The organism is Dyadobacter sp. SG02 (genome assembly GCF_900109045.1).
Classification (GTDB): Bacteria; Bacteroidota; Bacteroidia; order Cytophagales; family Spirosomataceae; genus Dyadobacter.
In genome coordinates this window covers 403,483-424,375 of the sequence record NZ_FNYL01000002.1, presented here as the reverse complement: position 1 = coordinate 424,375, position 20,893 = coordinate 403,483, and the positions used below count along the sequence as shown (strand labels likewise).

Annotated in this window: 15 protein-coding genes; 3 read left to right on the top strand and 12 right to left on the bottom strand. The window is 52.0% G+C overall.

Annotated elements, in window-relative coordinates:
• Window positions 1-114: 114 nt before the first annotated feature.
• Window positions 115-3,153, top strand: coding sequence for a TonB-dependent receptor (locus tag BMW93_RS05455; protein ID WP_177194014.1), 3,039 nt, complete (start codon window positions 115-117; stop codon window positions 3,151-3,153).
• Between the two features lie 18 nt (window positions 3,154-3,171).
• Window positions 3,172-4,719 (top strand): RagB/SusD family nutrient uptake outer membrane protein, encoded by a 1,548-nt coding sequence (locus BMW93_RS05450; protein ID WP_090374184.1) that lies wholly within the window; start codon window positions 3,172-3,174, stop codon window positions 4,717-4,719.
• 779 nt (window positions 4,720-5,498) lie between these two features.
• On the opposite strand, the gene BMW93_RS05445 is transcribed toward BMW93_RS05450, so the two are convergent.
• The 10 genes from BMW93_RS05445 to BMW93_RS05400 form a co-directional block, all read right to left on the bottom strand.
• Window positions 5,499-6,401, bottom strand: a complete 903-nt coding sequence (locus BMW93_RS05445) for an AraC family transcriptional regulator (protein WP_090374183.1) — start codon at window positions 6,399-6,401, stop codon at window positions 5,499-5,501.
• A gap of 25 nt (window positions 6,402-6,426) precedes the next feature.
• Window positions 6,427-7,482, bottom strand: a complete 1,056-nt coding sequence (locus BMW93_RS05440; protein ID WP_090374182.1) for a UDP-glucose--hexose-1-phosphate uridylyltransferase — start codon at window positions 7,480-7,482, stop codon at window positions 6,427-6,429.
• A 1-nt stretch (window position 7,483) separates the two neighbouring features.
• The gene (locus BMW93_RS05435; protein ID WP_090374510.1) at window positions 7,484-8,836 is read right to left on the bottom strand and encodes a sugar porter family MFS transporter; all 1,353 of its coding nucleotides are present in this window, start codon (window positions 8,834-8,836) and stop codon (window positions 7,484-7,486) included.
• 48 nt (window positions 8,837-8,884) lie between these two features.
• Complete coding sequence (gene galK / locus BMW93_RS05430; RefSeq protein WP_218147663.1) at window positions 8,885-10,042, bottom strand: galactokinase; 1,158 nt, start codon at window positions 10,040-10,042, stop codon at window positions 8,885-8,887.
• Between the two features lie 3 nt (window positions 10,043-10,045).
• Complete coding sequence (locus BMW93_RS05425) at window positions 10,046-13,381, bottom strand: DUF5107 domain-containing protein (protein WP_177194013.1); 3,336 nt, start codon at window positions 13,379-13,381, stop codon at window positions 10,046-10,048.
• Window positions 13,382-13,626: 245 nt separating this feature from the next.
• Complete coding sequence (locus BMW93_RS05420; RefSeq protein WP_218147662.1) at window positions 13,627-15,831, bottom strand: alpha-galactosidase; 2,205 nt, start codon at window positions 15,829-15,831, stop codon at window positions 13,627-13,629.
• Window positions 15,832-15,956: 125 nt separating this feature from the next.
• Complete coding sequence (locus tag BMW93_RS05415; RefSeq protein ID WP_090374180.1) at window positions 15,957-16,319, bottom strand: hypothetical protein; 363 nt, start codon at window positions 16,317-16,319, stop codon at window positions 15,957-15,959.
• A gap of 43 nt (window positions 16,320-16,362) precedes the next feature.
• Window positions 16,363-16,737, bottom strand: a complete 375-nt coding sequence (locus BMW93_RS05410; RefSeq protein ID WP_090374179.1) for a glyoxalase — start codon at window positions 16,735-16,737, stop codon at window positions 16,363-16,365.
• Between the two features lie 59 nt (window positions 16,738-16,796).
• The gene (locus tag BMW93_RS05405) at window positions 16,797-17,363 is read right to left on the bottom strand and encodes a Crp/Fnr family transcriptional regulator (protein ID WP_090374178.1); all 567 of its coding nucleotides are present in this window, start codon (window positions 17,361-17,363) and stop codon (window positions 16,797-16,799) included.
• 34 nt (window positions 17,364-17,397) lie between these two features.
• Complete coding sequence (locus tag BMW93_RS05400; RefSeq protein ID WP_090374177.1) at window positions 17,398-17,754, bottom strand: DUF1801 domain-containing protein; 357 nt, start codon at window positions 17,752-17,754, stop codon at window positions 17,398-17,400.
• A gap of 242 nt (window positions 17,755-17,996) precedes the next feature.
• Here BMW93_RS05400 and BMW93_RS05395 point away from each other — a divergent pair, with 242 nt between their 5' ends.
• Complete coding sequence (locus BMW93_RS05395; protein ID WP_090374176.1) at window positions 17,997-19,142, top strand: S9 family peptidase; 1,146 nt, start codon at window positions 17,997-17,999, stop codon at window positions 19,140-19,142.
• Here BMW93_RS05395 and BMW93_RS05390 read toward each other — a convergent pair.
• Both BMW93_RS05390 and BMW93_RS05385 read right to left on the bottom strand, forming a co-directional pair.
• Window positions 19,129-19,545 carry a DoxX family protein gene (locus BMW93_RS05390; RefSeq protein WP_090374175.1) on the bottom strand — a complete coding sequence of 139 codons (417 nt, stop codon included), beginning with the start codon at window positions 19,543-19,545 and terminating at the stop codon, window positions 19,129-19,131. The two genes, BMW93_RS05395 and BMW93_RS05390, sit on opposite strands and share 14 nt — an antisense overlap.
• A gap of 103 nt (window positions 19,546-19,648) precedes the next feature.
• A complete protein-coding gene (locus BMW93_RS05385) occupies window positions 19,649-20,806 on the bottom strand; it encodes an alkene reductase (RefSeq protein ID WP_090374174.1) in 1,158 nt (385 codons plus the stop codon).
• Window positions 20,807-20,893 lie beyond the last annotated feature (87 nt).

The window sequence follows — 20,893 nt, the reverse complement described above, 5'->3', positions numbered from 1 at the left end:
TGACCGAAATTCAAGTTCTGATCTCCCTTTCAGCCATGCAGTATGACGCTGCATGGCTGCCGACGTTACAACCAGTTTTTCTTTCTTATCAAACCTTTATGCAATAGTATCCCGATGAAAAATCAAATTTTACAGATACTGCTGCTTTGTCTGGTCACGACCGCCGCTCTCGCGCAAAGCGTGACCGTCAAAGGGCGTGTGACTGACAAAGCGACCAAGGCACCGGTTTTCGGCGCATCGGTAGCACTGAAATCCGACCTATCCAAGGGCACCATCACCAACGATACCGGCGAATTCACACTCACGGTTTCCGGCCCCGACGCCAAGGTGATCATTCATTCGTTCGGTTACCAGGATATAGAAATCCAGGTCGGCAACCAGACTTTCCTGGAAGTAATTATGGACGAAGAAGCCAAGGGGCTCGAAGAGATCGTGGTAGTGGGTGCGGTGGTGCGTCGCGAGAGCCTGACGGGTTCGGTGGCGTCCATCAATGCGGCCAAAATTTCGCAAACGCCTACCAACAATATCAATCAGGCATTACAAGGCAAAGTGGCGGGCGCTTACGTCGTGTCCAACTCACAGCCCGGCTCCGACGCCAGCATTAAGATCCGCGGAAACAACTCGATCCAGTTCGGCACGAATCCTATTTTCGTGGTCGACGGCGTGATCATCGACGGCGGATTCAACACTTTGAACCCCGACGATATCGCATCCATCGATGTGCTGAAAGACGCCGCTTCGACGGCCATTTACGGCTCGCGGGGCGCAAACGGAGTGGTGGTGGTAACGACCAAAAAAGGTCGCAGCGGTGCGGGCAAAGTAAGTTACAATGCCTGGTTTGGGGTACAGAGTTTTAGTAAAAAGGTGGATTTAATGAAAGGAAAAGACCTTTTCGACCTCCGCGTGGACGCTTACGCCAATGCATTTATCGAGAAAAACCCGCAGGGCAACCGCCAGCAATACATTAACGATTCGCTGATGGGCCCGAACTCCCTCGCATTTGCCCAATACGAACTCGATGCTTACCGCCAGGGTAAATCCTACGACTGGCTCGACGCCGTTACGCGCAAAGGTTTCCAGCAAAACCACACCCTGAACTTCTCCGGCGGTACCGAAAAAGGCAGTTATTTCCTCAGTTTCAATTATACCGACCAGAAAGGGATCGTCAAAAGCTCGGGTTACAAGCGCCTCGGCGGACGCATGAACCTCGAACAGGCCATTAAACCGTGGCTGAAAGTGGGTACCAATACGTCCTTTACCAATTCGAAAGACGACTATGTGGATGGCAGCGTGTTCTCGGTAGCCGCAGTGGCTAATCCGTTGCTTCCGGTGGATACGGCGGGGTATTACCTCAAATACGGCGATATCGAAAACCAGGACGCCTACAACCCGTTACGCAGCCTCTCTATTACGGGAGATAATATATCAAATCGCTTGCTTTCAGCAAATTATGTAAATATTTCACCTATCAAAGACCTGAACATCCGCTCGACGGTTTCGTTTGACCTCACTAACCAACAAACTTTCTGGTACACGCCGATGACGACCGGGCAAGACCGCCGGAACAGCAACCACGGGAAGGCATCGCAGCGGAAGGATGTGTACAACAACCTGCAATGGGACAACACGATTTCGTATAACAAGAGCTTCGGGCCGCATTATCTGTCGGTTCTCGCGGGAACCTCTTTGCAGAAGAACCAGTACAACTACAATCAGGTGGACGCATTCGGGTTCCCCAACGATGATTTCGGGTACAAATTCCTCGGCGGGGCTTATTCCAAAGACAAAACCAGCCTTTCCTCCGACTTCATCACCACTACCCTGCTCTCGTTCCTGGGCCGCGCGGATTACAGCTACAACGACAAGTATTTCGTGACGGCCACCCTCCGTTATGACGGTTCGTCGCGCTTCGGTGCGAACAACAAATGGGGCGCATTTCCCTCGCTGGCATTGGCTTACGATATGTCGAAGGAAGGTTTCATGAGCAACCTGCACCCGATCAGTCGGCTGAAATGGCGTGTGGGATACGGTATCGCGGGTAACCAGAACATCCCCAATTATGCATTTGCAAGTCTTTACCGACCTAATTACACCAATAATTCGGTTACCTACGTGTCGGACGGACGCCTTGGAAACCCCAACCTGCATTGGGAGCGCCAGAAGCAGCTGAACCTGGGCGTCGACCTTGGGTTGTTCGATAACCGGTTGATGGTCACCGCCGATTATTTCAATATTAATAATGATGACCTGCTGATGGTGAAGACATTATCCACTACTACCGGCTTCACCAACACCGTTTCCAACGTAGGCGCATTAAATAACAAAGGAATCGAGTTTGCCGTAAGCGGGGCATTGATCCGCAAGCAGGATTTCCAATGGAATGTAAACCTCACCGTTTCGCACGACCAGAATAAGGTAACCGCATTGTACGGCGACACCAAGGCGATCTACAACAAAGGTGGCTACACCGGCGTGGAGATCCAGCGCACCGGAAACCTCTTCCTCGGCGAATCTCTGAACAGCGTATATAGTTATAAGTTCGATAAGATCGCGCAGCAGGCGGACATGGAACGCATCAAGGATATGGACTTCGCGGGTCGTACCGTGCATCCGGGCGACATTATGCCGGTCGATAAAGACGGCAACGGCGTGATCAACGACGACGACCGTTATGTGGTGGGTAAATTAAATCCTAAGTTCTACGGCGGTTTCGGCACGGACGTTACTTACAAGGGCTTTGGTTTCAACATGTTCTTCAACTATTCCTACGGCTTGAAACGTCTGAGCGGATTGTACGAAGGCTTAATGTCCTCGTCGGGTGTGAGCGCCGCGCACGAGGACCTGAAAAACCGCTGGACACCCGAAAACACCAACACGAACGTGCCCCGCGCATTGTACGGCATTCCGCGTTACAGCTACGGGGACACCGACCTCGGTCTGCAAAACGCTTCTTTCCTGCGCCTTTCGACATTGACCGTTTCCTATACCCTGCCCCGCAAGGTAGCCAGTGTGCTTCGGTTGGAAAATACACGCTTCTACGTTACCGGCGCCAATATGCTCCGGTTTACCAAAGACCGGGGCTACGATCCCGAGACCGGCGACGGCTACCCGAATTCGAAAATGCTCACAGCCGGTTTGAACATTACTTTCTAGCATTAACCTCTATTTGAAATGAAAATAAGAGCTGCATTAAGCATACTTCCGGTACTGATAATGGCTTCGACCGTGTCGTGTACCGACTTTCTCGACCAGCAACCACAGACGGCCCTCACCCAGGAACAGGTTTTTGCCAAACTCGAAAACATCGATCCGCTCATTACCGGGCTTTATACCAACTGGCGCAACGCCCGCAAGGATCGCGGCGGGTTTATGTTCCAGCTGGGCGGCGACGAATCCCAGCAGGGCGCATTCCAGGTGCGTTCGGAGGCTGATCAGGCCGGTCTGGACCGCTACGACGGCTTCCTGGCACCCCGCAACAATGCATTGACCCAGCAATGGGACCTGCGCTGGCCGATCGTTTCGGCTGCCGCGAAAGCCATTCTTGCATTGCAAACCAATACCGAGGACGAAGCCAAAAGGAATGTCCTGCTCGGTGAAGCCTCGTTCATCTGGTCGGCCGTAACATTTGAATTGACACAGTATTGGGGCGAAATACCCATCATCGATGCTGGCAAACTCAACGAATTCGGTACCAGCCGCAAGCCGCTGCCGCAGGTGTATGAGTACCTGATTAAAAACCTGCAATTCGCTGTGGATCACCTGCCTGAAACGCAAACCGACAAGCGCCGGGTCACCAAATATGCCGCCATGGCGCTCCTCGGAAAAGTATATTTGTACGCGCCCCAGGAATCCAATGCGAGGGATTATCAAAAGGCGGCAGATATGTTCGACGGCGTGATCAAATCGGGCAAATACAGCCTGTTACCTAAATTCGCGGACCTTTTCGACCCGTCGAAACCCAATTCCAGCGAATCGCTGTATGAATTCCAGTTCACCAACACCTATCCGGATAACAACCAGACGCAATGGCAAATGGGCTCCCGCGCGCTGGCGTCCATCGACGGCAACTGTTCATTCGGCGGATACGATCTGATGGTCCCGACCGCGTACGCCTACAAGGACGCGACCGCGGGCGGTGTGTGGGAAGCGGGCGACGTCCGCAAGGCGGCCTCTATCCGTTACGATTTCATCTACAATGGTCAGCCTCCTAAATTGCTTTCCGGCTTCGGCGGCGACGAACTCGACCCGCACGTGAAGAAGTTCGAAGACCCGCGCACGCAAGGCACCATGAGTTTCTGGTATTCGGGTAAAAACATCAATTACATGCGCTATGCCGACGTGCTACTCTGCTATGCGGAATGCCTCAACGAGCTGAAACGCACGCCCGAAGCCGTAGGGATCGTCAACAACCAGGTACGGGCCCGCGCATTCGGCGGCACGCTGCCCACGGCCATGAAGTGGAGCGAAGGCCTCAGCCAGGACGAATTCCGCACCAAAATGCTCGACGAGCGCATGCGCGAGCTTTGCTTCGAAGGCTGGCGCCGCATGGACCTCATCCGCTCGGGCAAATTCGTAAGCCTCATCAAAGCCCGCAACCGCTGGGCCGCCGAAAGCAACACGATCCAGGAGTTTCACAAGAAATACCCGATCCCGCTGACGGAAGTTTTGCAGAACGAGGATATTTCGGATGCGGATCAGAATGAGGGGTATTTGCCGTAAATTTTTTATAAAAGAGGGGTGGCCGGAATTTCTTCCGGCTACCCCTCTTTTATTGTCAGGCTTGAACGTCCCTCAAAGTGGGATACGTAAATCGAAACATATTAACAATCATACGCTCAGTAGCGTCAATATCCTCGCATCGGCGATTGATCAGCGAGTAGGATGACGCCGCTTCATATTCGAAATGCTCAAACGTAATCCTACCAATCAACTTTGAAGCGATATACCGATAGATGTTAAAACGTTGCGTGGGGTTTCTGTTTTCGAGTTTTTTAGACTTCTTGTCATACGAAGGTGCTCCAACAAATGCAAACGAGGCATTCGGACAAAACTGTAAAACCTCCTGAATAGCAGAAAGACAGGTGACCAGGATATTTCAATCTGTATCCTGGATAATCAAATGTCAAGGTATACGATAATTGGTTTGATGATTAGCGTTTTTGTGTAAATCCTCTTCCGAAAGCCTTTTTCCTACAACCATTTCATTGGTTATTCTGGTCGGTTTGACAGACGAAATCGGCTCCCAGTTCATTCTATCACCCTTCGGTAGGCTTTTTGTTTTTCTTGTAGCACGCTCCATGATGATAGCTTTGTTTTGATTATTAAGTATACAACAAACAGGGATAATAGTCCTATTGTTCCATTATTTTTTTTGAACTTCCCTTCAAGTAAGACAAAAAATCGAAAAACGCCGCGGGTTGCAGAACGGGCTTTACTTGCTCTCGGTGGGTGATGAAACTTTCAAGGTGATGGCCAAGCATTAGAGCATGGAATTAACCTCACGCATTCACCATATTCCGCTTCCGATACTCCGTAGGCGGGATGTCCATCAGTTTCGAGAACATCCTCGAAAAATAGTACTGATCCTCCACGCCCAGCATGATCGCCATTTCCTTGATGCTCATTTTCGTAAATGTCAGGTATTGGCAGGCTTTCTGGATTTTGAGGTGGTTGAAGTATTCAATGGGCGAATAGCCGGTTTTGCTGCGGAAAAGGACGGAAAAGTGGGAAACGGAAAGGTTCGCGAACGAGGCGAATTCGTTGAGGCTGATCACGTCGCCGATGCGCTTTTGCATGAGGTCGATCGTGAGGGCTACCACATGGTTTTCCTGGGCGGCTTCCAGGTTGTTGAACTTGTCTTCGTACAGCAATGAAGAAAGGAAATGCGAGAAGGTCATATTCACATACCGTAATGTATCCGCGCTGTAACCTTTTTCCAGATTGGTGTAAATTTCCTCGAACAACTTGATCCTGTTGGCATTATAAGCCAATGTGGGCTTGTAGTTCTTGGCACCTTTCAGGATCAGGTCGACGATGTAGCCGGCGGTCTGGCCTTTGAAATGGATCCAGTAAATGGTCCACGGATCGTCCGTCGCCGAACCATAACGGTGCGGGGTATTGGCCGGAATGGCGATAAACTGGGACGGCGCCACCTCGATCTTCGTTTTGTTGATCTCCACCCAGCCGTGGCCGTTGATGCAATAAATAATAATGTGCTGACTGATCCCCTGCGGCCGCTCCACGTAATGGAACTGCGCTTTGGGATAGTAGCCAATGTCGGTAATGTAAATCTGCCTCGTGATCGGGTCGTCGACCAGGAACTCATTCTGGATCTTGCGGGGCAGCACGATCAGGCGCTGCCCTTCGAACCCTTCCCGCTTTCTTGTTGCTTTCTCTTTCATCCGCAATCTCTGCTTGGGTTGAATTTCAATCCAATTTAGCAACAGGCTCCCGGTTTGCAACCAATGCGCGCAAACGTTCCGCACTCACCTCGGGCGTGATGTCGCGCTGCGGGTTACCCATGAGCTCGTAGCCTACCATAAATTTCTTCACCGTGGCCGAACGCAGCAACGGCGGGTAATAATGCATGTGAAAATGCCAGCCGGGATATGCCTTGCCGTCCGTGGGCGTCTGGTGAATCCCGGAAGAATAAGGGAACGAAATGCCGAAAAGCTGGTCGTAAGCCGCCGTGACGGTTTTGGTAATGTCTGCAAAAGCGTCGCATTCCGCGTCGCTCATTTCCAGGATATTTCCGAAATGCCTTTTGCTCACCACCATGGTTTCAAAAGGCCATATCGCCCAGAACGGTACCAGTAATGCGAAGTGCGCATTTTCCGCGACAATGCGCTTCCGGTCCGTCAGTTCTATTGCAAGATAATCCGACAAGATACTACGGCCATTTTCAGCAAAATACGCTTCCTGCATGGCCGTTTCCTTGGCGGGTTCCACCGGCACCGAGCTTTGCGCCCATATCTGCCCGTGCGGGTGCGGGTTGCTGCAACCCATCATAGCGCCTTTATTTTCAAATATTTGCACATAATTGATAAAGTCCAGCGCGCCCAGCGCCGCGTACTCCGCACGCCACACATCTACCACTTTCCGGATATCGGTCACGTCCATGTCGGCCAGCGTGAGGTCGTGGCGGGGCGAGAAACAAATGACCTTACAAATGCCGCGTTCCGCTTCCGCGCGTAACAATCCGTTATCGCCGAAGCGGCCTTCGGGTACCGAGCGGTTCAATGCGCCGAAGTCGTTTTCAAAAACGAAAGTGTCGGTATAATTGGGATTGACGCCGCCGTTGGAGCGTGCATTACCGCGGCAGAGATAACAATCGGGGTCGTGCGGGAGCGAAACGGGACGCGGGATGCTTTCCTGCTGCCCCTGCCAGGGCCGTTTGGCGCGGTGCGGCGATACCAGTATCCAGTCGCCGGTGAGCGGGTTATATCTCCTGTGCGGGTGTTCGGTCAGATCGAATGCATTCATATTAATGTACACTGAAAACCTCGCCGATCTCTTCCAGGGTCTTGCCTTTCGTCTCCCTGACTTTCAGCCAGGTAAATGCAAGCCCCGCGAAACAAATGGCGGAGTAGATGTAGAAGGTATAGTCTTTGAATTTTTCAAAAAGAATGGGAAATGTAAAAACAAGCACGAAATAGGCCGCCCAGAGGCATAGTATGGCCACCGTGGAGGCCTGGCTACGGATCTGGTTCGGAAATATTTCGGAGATCAGCACCCAGGTCACGGGCGCGAGCGTCATGGCGTAAATGCCGATGGCCGCGAGAAGGAACCAGGCCACATCGGCGGAACCTTTGCCTAGCATGATAGCGACGATAATGTAAATCACGGCCAGCCCGCCAGCACCTATGAGCATCAGCGGCTTACGGCCTAGCTTATCCACGAGCAGCATGGCCGCAATGGTAAAAACCAGGTTGATACCGCCGATGAAAATGGTCTGCAAAAGCTGCCCGTCCTGCGAAACGCCGATGCTCTGAAAGATTTTAGGGGTGTAATTAAAAACCACATTGATCCCGCAAAGCTGCTGGAAAACCGCCAGTCCAATGCCCGTAAGCACGACCGGAAGCATGGCTTTCTTGAAAACATCGGAATAACTACTCCTCGACGGACCGCCGTGCGACGGACCATTAGCCATCGATTCCCTGATTTTGCTTAAACCTTCCTCCATATAGGCCTGGTTACCGATCCTGCCCAGTACTTTCGCCGCTTGTTGCGTCCTGCCTGCCATGGCAAGCCAGCGAGGGCTCTCAGGTAAAAAGAATGCTCCAATCACGAAAAACAGCGACGGTACCGCGCCCAGCCCGAACATCCACCGCCAGGCATCGTCGCCGTGGTTGCGGAGGGTGTAATTGACGAGATTCGTCACCAATATCCCGATCACTACCGTCAGCTGGTTGATCGCCACCATTCGTCCGCGCAAATGCGCCGGCGCCACCTCCGCGATGTACACGGGCGAAAGCATCGAGGCCATTCCGACACCGATACCGGCCACAAACCGGAACGCTATGAATGCATTACGATCGGGAGCGAGGGCCATGGCGATGGACGAAATGCCAAAAATCGCCGCGGCCAGCAGCAAGCCAGGCCGCCTGCCGTACCGGTCCGACACCGATCCCGCGACAATGCAACCGAGAATCGCGCCCAATGCGAGGCTCCCCGTAGCGAAGCCTTCCCAGTACACATCGAGCCCGAATTGCTGCTGCAAAAACGGCAGCGCCCCGGCGATCACCGCGAAATCGAAACCAAAAAGATAGCCACCCAGGGCGGAGATCAGGGAAATGCCCAGGATGTAGGAACTGTTGTATGCGGGGGCCTCATTCATAAAGTTCGGGTCGGTTTTTTTGTTGTATTTCAAATAGGTTTCGGACCGTCACAAAAGCGAGGTTCCGTCATCGGTTACGACGTGGTAAACTTCCGTAATTTTGTCCATCTTTTGTCGATAGGCATTGCTCACAGACCCCGCGAGATCGTCGGCAAATCCTTCCCGGACGATATTGATCGTACATCCGCCGAAACCACCGCCTACCATGCGTGCGCCCTCCACCGCCGGGTGCACGAGCGCGGCCTGCGCGAGGAAATCCAGCTCAGGGCAGCTTACCTCGTAAGCCTCGCTCAAACCGGCGTGTGTCTGGTTCAACTTCTTACCCAACGCGGCGATATTGTTGCTTTCGAGGTCGTCGCAGGCCGCCAGCAGCCGGGCGTTCTCCCCTACCACGTAACTACACCGTTTGAACACATTCCGAGGCATCCGGCCTTCGAATGCAGCCAGCATTTCTTGCGTCACATCGCGCAGGTCGCTGATTTCCGGGTATTCGGTTTGCAGCAATGCAACCCCTTCCTCACATTCCTGCCGCCGCACGTTGTATTCCGAAGACGCCAGCGAATGTTTCACATTGGAATTGAAAAGCAGCAGGTTGTAACCGTCCATAGCCAGCGGCACATACCGGTAATCCAGCGAGCGGCAATCGAGGAGGATCGCGTGGTCCTTTTTACCAAACATACTCGCAAACATATCCATGATCCCGCAACGCACACCCGCGAAAGCGTGCTCGGCCGCCTGCGCCATTTTCACAAGTTGCAGCCGGTCGTAGCCGGTTTGCAGCATTTCGTTCAGGCCAAATGCAACGGCGCATTCGATAGCAGCAGACGATGAAAGCCCCGCGCCCATCGGAATATTACCCGTCATGACCAGCTCGAAGCCCGGCAATGCGTGACCGGCCTTTTGAAACTGGTCGGCAACGCCGAGGATGTAGTCGGCCCAGGTGGCGGTCGGAGCAAGTGCAGCAACATCCGCATTTACTTTTTCCTCATAATCAGCCGCGTACAAATGGATTACCCCATCTTCACGCCTGCGCATGGCCACATACACGGCCTGACTGATCGTCGCGGGCAGCACGAAGCCGTTGTTGTAATCGGTATGCTCGCCGATGAGATTGATCCGCCCCGGCGAACGAACGATCAGATCGGGCGTGCCATCAAAAACACTTTGAAAGAGCCGCGTCAGATCGTCTTTGGAAATGGTATTCATGATTTAAACAGAATATAATAGCTCGAAAAATGACCACATCCTCAGGTAGGAAGCCGCAGCCTGATGGTTTGCATTCAAAGCAACCACCTCTTCCAGCAATGCCCTGGCCGTTTCGTATTCGCCCAGCCCGAGGTAACCCAGGCCTTTCAGATACAGGCAATGCACGCGGTTGCGAAGGTTGAGATCGGCGTCGAATACGAGCATATCGGGCAGCGAAACCGCGAAGTAGTCAATGCGGATATGGTCATCCAGGTGTACATTCCCGAAAGTAACGAACCGTTCGAAAATCGCGCGAGCCTGCTCCGGCGCATCCAGTTTCAGCCACGCAAGGCCCTGGTAGAATATCTTGTCGGGCTGCTGGTCGTTGTAGTAAATGGCCTGAACCGGTTCGCTGATGCCTACGGTTGCCTTTTTGAAATATTCGACGGCCTGTTTCTCCTGCTGCAAACCGGCATAGGCCAGCGCCGTCAGATAATCGGTATCGTTTTCCTGCGTACCGTAAATTTTACCTTCACCGAGGTTTTCAGGATAAACTCTTGTCGCATTCAGTAATTCCAACGCATTTTCAAATTCCTGCGCCTCGATCGCCTGTTTGGCAAGTTCGAGATGGCACAGCAGAAACTGGCCGAGTACTTTGCCTTCCCCGCCTTCCCATGGGTGGAACTGGCGGGCGGCCAGCAATGTCTTTGCTTGCCCGTATTCAAAAAGGCTGTTCAGCAATGTCACGCGTTCGAGGTACAGGTCGTCGCGCTCGTTCACCAAAGCCGGGTGTTCGTCCAGCAACGCAAGCCTTTCCTGCGCCGGTTTATTCAATATTTTGTACAGCTGATCGAGCTCCATAAGTACGCGGGCGTCCGTATTGTCGAGCGCGAATGCCTTTTCGAGCAATGCCAATGCTTCCTGCTTTTTACCCAGCTTGTTGTAGTAAGCCAGCGAAAGGTTGCGGTAAGGCGTCGCGAAGGTTGGCGCAAGGCGTATAGCGGCCTCCCAGGCGGCAATGGCTTCGGCAAACTGCCGTTTGTCATACCATAAATTACCCAGCAAATAATGCGCATGCCCGTCCGAAGGATTCAATGCAATGGCATTTTGCAGGATAGCCACTTCTTCTATTTTGTTGGGAAAACAAAATGCAGGACTCGTCCCGGCCGCCTTCCGATAATGGGTTAATGCCTTTTGCGAATCGCCGCTTTGCGCCGCAAACCATCCCAGGTAGTACTCGACCAACGGAGAAACATCGTTTCCATCCTGCTGATAAAGCTCCAAAACTTCCGATGCCTCCGCATACAGGCCCGCATGAGCGTATGCGAGCGCCAGCTCCTGGTAGTTCTGCAACGCGCCGCGCATGCGCTCACGCAGGGAGGCGAGCATCATGTCGGTTTCAATGCCCTGCGCCTTCTCCGCCCAATGCCATTCGAGCAGGCACCCGAAATTGAACCGATCGATGCCCAGCGACTCCTGCGCCAGTGTGGCCGCGTCGGAATATTGGCCTGTTTTGCGCAGCAGGGCCGTTTTCAAATGGCGTGCTACCGGGCTGTGGTAATTGCGTATGAGCGATTTTTCTACTAGTTTCAGCGCCTCGGCCCATTTCTGCTGGTGCGTGGCGATACGCGCCAGGAACAGGAATGCGCTGTGCTGAAAAGCATCGTTCCAGGTCGCTTTGAAGAATGCGTCGTAGGCAGCCGGGTATTTTTGCTGAAAAAACAGGGAAAGGCCGAGGTTGTAATGCGGTTCGCCGTCGTACGGGTTAGGGTTGCGTTTCAAAAGCGTCGCTACGGCGCGTTCGAAGTAAGGTTGCGCCTCCGCAAACCGGCCGCGTCGCAGCAGGAGCAGCCCCATGGCATTGTTGCACCGCACGTCTTCCGGGCTTCTGCGCAAACCTTCTTCATAGTAGTCCTCCGGCCGGAAGGTCGCATGCCGGTACTGTTCCAGATGCAGGCCATTCAAATACAAATCCTCGATCTGTCCGATCTCCGCCGGGGCTTTTGCGGCGGTTGCGGCTTTGGGAATCTCCCTTTCAATATGCGCGGCTTCCGGTTGCCAGCTGATCAGTTCATTGCCTTTGCTATCGGCGACGATCAATTTCCAAAGCTCCGGTTCCGAGGTATCATCGGTTTTTATAACTGTTTCAAAAATAGCGGCCGGCGAGATCGTGGACGTAAAAGCGGCCACTTGCTCCCCGTTTTTCAGTAAAGTAATGCGGGCATTTTCATAAACAGCGGTGGCATACACTTTGATATGTGCTTCATTACCAGCAAATTCCAGGTTCAACGCCGCTTCCTTGCTTGCATTTTTCACCAAACCGATTTTGGCATAAGGCATGAAATACTGCTCGAAGGTTTTGCCCTCGTTGGGTTGCAGCCAGGAGAAATCGGGCTGGTTGTCGGTGAACATGCCGGTCATGAGCTCGATGTACGGTCCGTCCTCGTCGGTGAGGTTGCGGTCCCAGGCAAAACCGAAATCGCCGTTGCCCCAGGTCCATTGCTTTTTTCCCGGCGACACATGGTGATCGGCCACGTGCAGCATACCCGCCTGCGTGTCGTGCTCGTAGCAACCCATAAAGTCGTATTGCGACTGGATGGCCATGTAGGAAGTCGGCACAGGAATGTTTTTATAGCGCGAAATGTCCGTTCCCGGCGCGTAATCGACCTTATAATAAGTGCCCGTCGCAATAGGGAAGTCCGAAACATCCCGCTTGCCGTGGTCGAAAACAGCGAATACGTCGGGCGGGAATACCGATTGGTAATGGTCGTTCACCTTCACGGCAGGGTTGGCCCACCAGAGGAACGTCTGCGGAAAGGGCGTCGGGTTGAAGAGCTTGCCCTGGATTTCGAGGTAGGCTTTGCCCGGATAGAGCGTAAAACCGGCCATTCCCTTCGTCCGGAACATGATTTCAGTCTCATTCACCCACACCGTTTTGCTCCCGTCGGGGTTTTCCGCGATGGAAAAGTCCACGGGACTGAATGTGCTCGGCCGGTGGTGCTGTGGCCAGTTGAACTCGATCCCGCCGGATATCCACGGTCCCGCCAGGCCCACCAATGCTGGTTTTACGACCTGATTATAGTAAACAAAATCGCGTTGCTGCACCTTGTCCCACGCGCGCTGGATGCGCCCGCCAAGCTCGGGCAGGATCATGATTTTGAGGTATTCGTTTTCGAGAAAAACGGCATTGTATTCCTGCTCGGTTTTCTCGTCGGAGATTTTCTCGATCACCGGATGCGGGTACACCACCCCGCTGCTACCCTGATATACCCTCTTTTCGAGGAACATAGGGTTCTTCTCAGGCTCGCCCGCGCGGTAGGTCGGGATCGTCACCTTTTCGGTCCAGGCTGATACGTTCATTAATTTTGAATGATTGAATGATTGAATGACTGAATGGGGCAATTTTGAATGAGTGAATGAGTGAATTTTGAATGAGTGAATTTTGAATGAGTGAATTTGAATGTGTGAGTGGTTAGGGTTGGTCATGAGTGGTCATTTGTAGTCAAAAATTGTCATTGGAGTATTCTAGTTAAAACAACACCTGACTATAAATGACCACACCTGACTATTCACTCATTCACTCATTCAATCATTCAATCATTCAATCATTCAATCATTAACAAAACCGCTGCACTTTCAAACTCGTTGTACATCGTGAATTGCAGGCCGGTGGTCATCAGGAATTCGCCGGTGAAGGATTTGCCTTCGTAGGCTTCGAGTCGGCTGAATGTGGCTTTGTTGATTTCGGTCAGTTTGTAGCGGGCGTCTTTTTTGAGACCTTTTAGTTTGATCACAGATTTGTCGCCGTAGATCGATTTTTGTTGCAGGTAATTGAAAACCAATACACTATCCTGCTTCTCGCTCACATAAGAGATGGCTGCGCGGTCGTGTGTGTAGGGTGATTGAAGGCGGTACAGGTCGCCGTGCAGTACCACGTTGCGCACCTGTTTGTAGGTTTGAATGGCCTTTTTGGAAAACTCCTTCTCTTCGGGCGTCATCATGCCCGGCTGCAAATCCATCCCCAGCTTACCCGACATGGCTACATCGAAACGGAATTTCAGAGGCGTCGTGCGGCCGGTCATGTGGTTGGGCGTGACGGACACGTGCGAGGCGAGGCCGAGAGCGGGGTAAAAATGGTTGGCACCCCATTGGATTTTGATGCGGTCGAGGGCGTCGGTGTTATCGCTCGGCCAGTATTCCTGGAAATACGGCATTGTTGCGTAATCCATCCGGCCGCCGCCACCGGAGCAAACCATCATGGTCACGTCCGGAAATTTCTTGCGGAAACGATCGAGCACGTTCATCAGTCCGCGCGAGTAATCGATAAAAATGTGCGATTGGCGGTCTTTGGGAAGGTACGCCGAGCCCGGATTGGTGAGGTAGCGGTTGCAATCCCATTTCAGGTAGCTGATACCCTTGTTGTTGGCCACCACTTTTTCCAGAACACCATACACATAATCCTGCACGGCCGGGTTGGTCAGGTCGAGGATCAGCTGGTTGCGTTGGAGATCGATGTCGCGGTGCGGAGCTGTGAGCACCCATTCCGGATGCTTTTCGTACAATTCGCTTTTCGGGTTTACCATTTCAGGCTCTACCCAGAGGCCGAATTTGAGGTTATTCTGTTTACATTGTTCGATCAGGTACGGAATACCGTGCGGGAGCTTTTTGGCATTCACCTCCCAGTCGCCGAGGCCTGCGTTGTCGTTGTTGCGCGGATATTTGTTGCCAAACCAACCGTCGTCGAGCAAGAACAGCTCAAAACCCATGCTGGCGGCGTCTTTGATAATGGTCGAAAGTTTGGTTTCGTCGAAATCGAAATAGGTGGCTTCCCAGTTGTTCAGAAGAATGTCCCGCGACGCGTAGCCGTCCTTAATGCCATACTTCCGCGCCCAGCGATGGAAACGGCGTGATACTTCGCCGCTACCCTCGTTGCTGAATGTAAACAAAAAGCCGGGCGTTTTGAAAACCGTGCTGGGAGGAAGCTGGTATTGGGAAGCAAACGGGTTCATGCCTGCCGTCACCTGCAAACGCTTCTGGTAATCCATTTCGAACCGGAACTGCCAGTTGCCCGGCCAGGCGAGCGCGCCGGCGAACACATCACCGTGGTCTTCGTCCATTTTACCGTCCAATGCGAGCAGGAAAGAGGGGTTGGTCATCTGGTCGGTGCGCACGCCTAGCTTGGAATCAAGTACTTTGGTACCTTCCGTCAATGCCGTCTCCACCGCATTGAACTCCTTGGCCCAATCGCCGTAAAAGTAGTTGAGATGCGGGGCAGGGCGCTGGAATGCGAAGCTCGCGGAGGCGAAATTATATAAGGTAACCGGCGTTTTCTCCTTGTGTTCCAGCTCCATCCATTGCTCGATGATGTTCTGGTCATGGTAAGTTTTGTAGCACAGCCTTACTTGCAGCGGGTAATAGGAATCTTTCAGGAATACGGTCGTCTGCGTCACATTGGCATCGATCTTCGTGACGGTATTCCGCTCGTACACGAGGCGCGTGGTAAGGTTTCCGTCGGCATGGGTAATGCGCAGTGCGGCGTCGGACACGTTGGTACCATAGGCCGGGAACGCGACGGCAGCCTGCTCAGCGATGCCTCCGGGCAAAGAATCGTCCATTCTTTTACCGAAATACAATTGCTTCAATTGTCCCTGATTATCAACCCCTAATACCAAAGAATTATCCCTGGTACCGATGCGGATCACGTCGCTCGCCGTACTTTGGGCGAAGCTCGCGAACGGGCAAAGGAGCAAGATTTGGAACACCCCTGCGGCAATCAGGGCCATTCTGAAAAGGAAAGGTTTTTTAACCATTATTAATGTTTTACAAAATCTTCAAAAAGTACCGAATCAGATGCCAAAATTGCCGGTTTGGCCCTGAAATGGAAATAGTCCATCTTATGGAAATGATGGACTATTTTATGGTACTGGATGTAGAACTACCACTCCTGCACAATAACCCCCAGCTGCGTATCCGTCAATGCAAATTCTTTCGCGCCCCAGGGCCGGTGCGTGATTTTGCTGAGATTCGGGTGAAGAAACTCCGGGTGGCTGGCCGCCACTTTCCGGTAAACGGCTTCAATATCATGCGTTACCAGCCTGAATTCAGGATTATGCTCACCGGCGAGGTTGGCGTCCTGGAAAAGGTTAATGTGTATCCCGTTCTTTTCCAAGACGCAAAATGGCCTCGCACTGGCGATTTCGTTATGACCGATCGTAAATTCCAGGCAATCGACGAACATTTTCAGGCCGTCGTGGATGTCCGCGTAAAAGATGTTAGGGACCAGTCTGGTGAATTCCATTGGGATGAGTTTTAAGAGAGGTTTGAATTTCGCGGAAAGTACACTATGCCTTCGGCTTATAAAACTGCCCGAAATGCCACAAAATACCCGACGGGTCATGCACGAAGCATTCGCGGCCCCAATGATCGTTGCGGATCGGAACCAGCCGTACATTTTTATACTTTTCAGGAAGATTGAGTGCTATCAGTTTGTCCCAGAATGACTGCACGTCTTCGACTTCGAGAAACACCATCGTATTGTCGATCCAATCTTTCACAAATGCGTCTTGCAAATAGAAACCCGTGTTCCCCGTTTTGAAAAGAGACATTTCAGGCGACAGTTCCACTTCCTGAAAACCCAGGTCGCGGTAGAAATTTCTCGAAGTCGTAAAATCGACGGAGCCGATAAATGGCCGGATTGAAAGCGATTGAATGTCCATAGTCAAATGATTTTAAACCAAAAATAGGGCATGTATATCACCTGCCCTATTGATCGAAATCAAGAAATGCCTTCCCTGGCCATCGACTTTCGCACCCTGCTCAGCGTTTCGGGCGTAATTTTCAGGTAGGAAGCAATTATTTTCAAGGGAAATGCCTGGATCAGCCGCGGCCGGTGATCGAGTATAAATTTATATTTTTCAGCCGGGCTCATCGCCTGATCGAAAAACTGCATTTTATCTACCGCTCTCTCCAATACCCTGTTCAGTTGCATAAAAGCAATGGAGCGGCTAACCAGGTAATGCACTGCTTCCAGGCTCAATTCCAGCATATGGCAATCCGTAAATGCTTCGATATTGACTGCGGAAGGTTTTTGTGCAAGCAGGCTTTGATAATTAAGGACCCATTCTTTTTCCACATGCAAATCGGTCACGTTGATTTCGGTTTCCGAAATGGCATCATATTGCCATACCGCACCTTTCAGCAAATAGCATATCGATTTCGATATTTCACCTTTTGAAAGCAGAACGCACTTTCGTGGAATACGGCGTTCCCGAACGGCCCGCTCAAAGAGCCGGACTTCATCATCCGTGTAATGCCCGGTGGCGCGTAATATTTCTGAAAACATACTGATTGCTAGTTACCGTACGCTTCCGTAAATATCACTTTTTATCCATTAACTCGATCCATTCTTTGATAACTGCCTTCAAATCTTCGCGTTTGGCCTCAATTTCGGCCATCGTGCTGAATTTGGCATATGCCTTCCCCTTGGGCGCCGGTTCGAGCACGGTGCGGGGCGTCAGCTGCTCGCCCTCATGAAAAACGAGCACGGCCTGGTCCTTCACGCGCGGGCTGAACGTCGCGATGTCGCCTTTGTAATAGAAACTTGGGCCGCCCCATTTTACCTCTTCGGTTAATGCAGGGTCTGCTTCCATAATGATTTGCCGGATTACCTGCATTTCATTTTTTAAAGGATGATTGAGTTCAGACAGGAAATCGTCTACTTTTTTAGATGTCATAATTGAGTTAATTGATATGATAGCAATGGCCCGAATTACCAAATACATTTAGAAAGGGCATTTCGAATGCCCCCTACCCGTTCGGCTCAGGTAAGGGCGAAATTAGAAAGCCTGATTCGGAAAAGAATTTACAAATGTTGAGACTCCGGGAATTATTTGTATTTAATTCGTTAAAATTTCTTAACAGGCGGTTACAGACAGAAATAGTTTCAGTATTTTGCCTCTGTTCCAATCTGTTCGCCATGAAGAAAAATATTACACTTGCATTATTTCTGGCATTGATCGTTGCCTGCGTTGTTTACATTGCTTTACCTGGAAAATCAAATCCTTCAAGACCGCAGGAACCGAAATTACCCTACCCCTATCGCAGCGAAGAAATCACATTCCTGAATGAGCATTCCAATATCAAGCTGTCGGGGACGCTGACGCTTCCCGCCAAAGAGGGAAGTTTCCCCGCCGTGGTATTGATTACCGGTAGCGGCCCACAGGACAGAAACGAAGAGATTTTTGGGCACAAACCCTTCCTTATCATCGCGGATTACCTCACACGCCACGGTTTCGCGGTATTGCGCTACGACGATCGTGGCATCGGCAAGTCGACCGGACGCTTCATGACGGCGACTTCGCTTGATTTAGCCTCGGATGCCGAGAGCGCAGTGGCCTATTTGAAATCCAGGAAAGAAATCAACCCGGCCCAAGTCGGCCTTGCAGGGCACAGCGAGGGCGGACTCGTGGCGGCGATAGCGGCATCCCGGTCGAAGGATATCGGATTTGTGGTTTCACTGGCCGGGCCGGGCGCTCCGGGTCTGGAAATCCTTGCTTTGCAAACCGAGCTCATCGCACAGGCTGGCGGTGTGGATCAGGCTGGAATGGCGCTGCTCAAAAAGAGCAATCGCGAAATCGCCGGAATCCTTCGAGCCACGCCCGACACGGCCGAATTGAAGACGAAACTAACCGCTTACACGGACGCACATATGGGCAATTACCCGGCTCAAATGCTGCCCCCCGGCCAAACGAGGGAAACATTTTTCAAAAATCAGATCCAAATGATGTGTGGGCCCTGGTACCAGTTTCTGTACAAAGTTGAGCCGGCCGTGTATTTCAAAAATGTCACCTGCCCCGTCCTGGCCATCAATGGCTCCAAAGACTTACAGGTTGACGCCCGGCAAAACCTGCCTGCGATTTCAAAAGCATTAAAAGAAGGAGGAAACGGGAAAGTAACCATAAAGGAATTGGCTGACCTGAACCACCTGTTCCAAAAAAGCAAAACCGGCCATCCCAATGAATATGCCGGTATCGAGGAGACTTTTTCACCGGCTGCACTAGCCATTATCTCCGACTGGCTTACGGCACAAACCAGTCAGAATAGCATTATTACTGCTCACTGATTTTCTCAACATCGCTCACATACGAAGCAAGCAAAAACGCCGCGGCACTTCCTACCCAAACCGAATAATCGAACGGTGCTTTTACGCCAAGCGCAATGCTCATGGCCAATGCGAAAATCATTAATAGAACGCCCGTTCCAATTGCGGCCAGTTTTGTTTTAAAACCCAAAATCAGCATGACAGGCAATGCTATTTCCAATGTCGTAGCGGCGTAGGCCGAGAGTTTGCTCAAAATTTCCGGCAGGAAAAAAGTAAGCTGCGCGGTGTATTTTTCAAAATTTTGCCAGTTTCCCCAGGCAGAATTGGCGCCCCAGAAGCCGAACCTGTCCGCCACGGCGGAGAGCATTGTTACCGCAAGGGCGATTCTTAGAAATAGCTGGGGAAACCGGTCTTTGTTGTTCATTTATTTAATCAGGTCTGTTAGCAGCCTAAAATTGCAACCCGGGATGGTGAAAAAACTTAAACCAGTTTAAGAAATGCATTAACTCCCGATTTTTTTTCGCCCGTTAATCAACTTCCGCGCTGTGTGGATTGAAATTTGGAAAATCGGTGAACCCGATCTCCCCGTTCCGGGTGTAATAGGCCGAGCGATCGGCTTCGACCAGCGGCCAGTTGTTTTTAAAGCGGGCAACCAAATCCGGGTTTCCGACGAACGGGCGCCCAAAAGCGATCATGTCTACCATACCGGTGGCCAACGCTTGCTCCGCCGATTCCCTGCTGAAACTCCCGCACCAGATAATGCCTCCCCGGAACTCCTCACGAACCTTTTTGACAAACGCATCAGGCAGGTTGGTCTCCTCGAACCTCGTTACCTGTTCCATATTTCCTGACGGCAGGAGTTGATACAACAAATGGATATACCCGACACCCCGGCGGTCGAGCTCGCGGCACAAATAAAAGAATGTATCCTCCCCGTGCGGGTCGGCGGGAATGCTGTTGTAATGCCCGAACGGCGATAACCGGATGCCGATCCTGCCTGCTCCGAAAATCCCTGCGGCCAAATCGACCACTTCCAGCAGAAACCGGGTCCGGTTTTCGAAGTTCTGGCCTCCGTAGTGATCGGTACGGGTATTAAGTGTCGAGTTCATGAATTGCTCGAAGAGATAGCCATTCGCCGCGTGCAGCTCGATACCGTCAAACCCCGCCTCGCCAGCATTTCGGAACGCCCGTTCAAAATCATCGAGCAATGCAGGCATTTCCTCCGTTCCGATCTGGCGTGGCTTGCTGGCGCGCACGAATGTGAGCCTGCCATCGCTCCCGTGCGCGAACACGTCGGAGCCCACGGCCTGCTCATCGGTAACGCCCCACGGCTGCTGGCCATCCGGCATAAGGGAGGTGTGGGACATCCGCCCGACATGCCATATTTGCTGGAAAATTTTCCCGCCGTTCCGGTGAACCGAATCGGTAACCAGTTTCCATCCCCGTACCTGTTCGTCGTTGTAAATACCGGGCGTCCAAAGGTAGCCCTTGCTATGCGGTGCGACATCGGTGGCTTCGCTGATAATCAGCCCTGCACTGGCCCGTTGTCCGTAATATTTCGCCATCAGCTCATTCGGCACGTCCCCGGGTGAAGTACGCGTCCTTGTCATCGGCGCCATTACAACCCTGTTTGCCAATTCCTGACCTCCCAACTGAAAGGGAGCGAATAAAGATGCACTTTTCATTTTACATTGATGTTTTAAACTCGGTTATTTCGAGCAAAGTACCGATGCATCTAACTCACCTACAAGAGCTTACCTTGACGTTCGTGA

Excerpts from the sequence above, each read along its gene's own strand:
- BMW93_RS05440 (WP_090374182.1), bottom strand. The coding sequence starts at position 7,482 with ATGAATGCATTCGATCTGACCGAACACCCGCACAGGAGATATAACCCG.
- BMW93_RS05425 (WP_177194013.1), bottom strand. The coding sequence starts at position 13,381 with ATGAACGTATCAGCCTGGACCGAAAAGGTGACGATCCCGACCTACCGC.
- BMW93_RS05455 (WP_177194014.1), top strand. The coding sequence starts at position 115 with ATGAAAAATCAAATTTTACAGATACTGCTGCTTTGTCTGGTCACGACC.
- BMW93_RS05395 (WP_090374176.1), top strand. The coding sequence starts at position 17,997 with ATGAAGAAAAATATTACACTTGCATTATTTCTGGCATTGATCGTTGCC.
- BMW93_RS05400 (WP_090374177.1), bottom strand. The coding sequence starts at position 17,754 with ATGACATCTAAAAAAGTAGACGATTTCCTGTCTGAACTCAATCATCCT.
- BMW93_RS05435 (WP_090374510.1), bottom strand. The coding sequence starts at position 8,836 with ATGAATGAGGCCCCCGCATACAACAGTTCCTACATCCTGGGCATTTCC.
- BMW93_RS05420 (WP_218147662.1), bottom strand. The coding sequence starts at position 15,831 with ATGGTTAAAAAACCTTTCCTTTTCAGAATGGCCCTGATTGCCGCAGGG.
- BMW93_RS05445 (WP_090374183.1), bottom strand. The coding sequence starts at position 6,401 with ATGAAAGAGAAAGCAACAAGAAAGCGGGAAGGGTTCGAAGGGCAGCGC.
- BMW93_RS05450 (WP_090374184.1), top strand. The coding sequence starts at position 3,172 with ATGAAAATAAGAGCTGCATTAAGCATACTTCCGGTACTGATAATGGCT.
- galK (WP_218147663.1), bottom strand. The coding sequence starts at position 10,042 with ATGAATACCATTTCCAAAGACGATCTGACGCGGCTCTTTCAAAGTGTT.
- BMW93_RS05415 (WP_090374180.1), bottom strand. The coding sequence starts at position 16,319 with ATGGAATTCACCAGACTGGTCCCTAACATCTTTTACGCGGACATCCAC.
- BMW93_RS05405 (WP_090374178.1), bottom strand. The coding sequence starts at position 17,363 with ATGTTTTCAGAAATATTACGCGCCACCGGGCATTACACGGATGATGAA.
- BMW93_RS05385 (WP_090374174.1), bottom strand. The coding sequence starts at position 20,806 with ATGAAAAGTGCATCTTTATTCGCTCCCTTTCAGTTGGGAGGTCAGGAA.
- BMW93_RS05390 (WP_090374175.1), bottom strand. The coding sequence starts at position 19,545 with ATGAACAACAAAGACCGGTTTCCCCAGCTATTTCTAAGAATCGCCCTT.
- BMW93_RS05410 (WP_090374179.1), bottom strand. The coding sequence starts at position 16,737 with ATGGACATTCAATCGCTTTCAATCCGGCCATTTATCGGCTCCGTCGAT.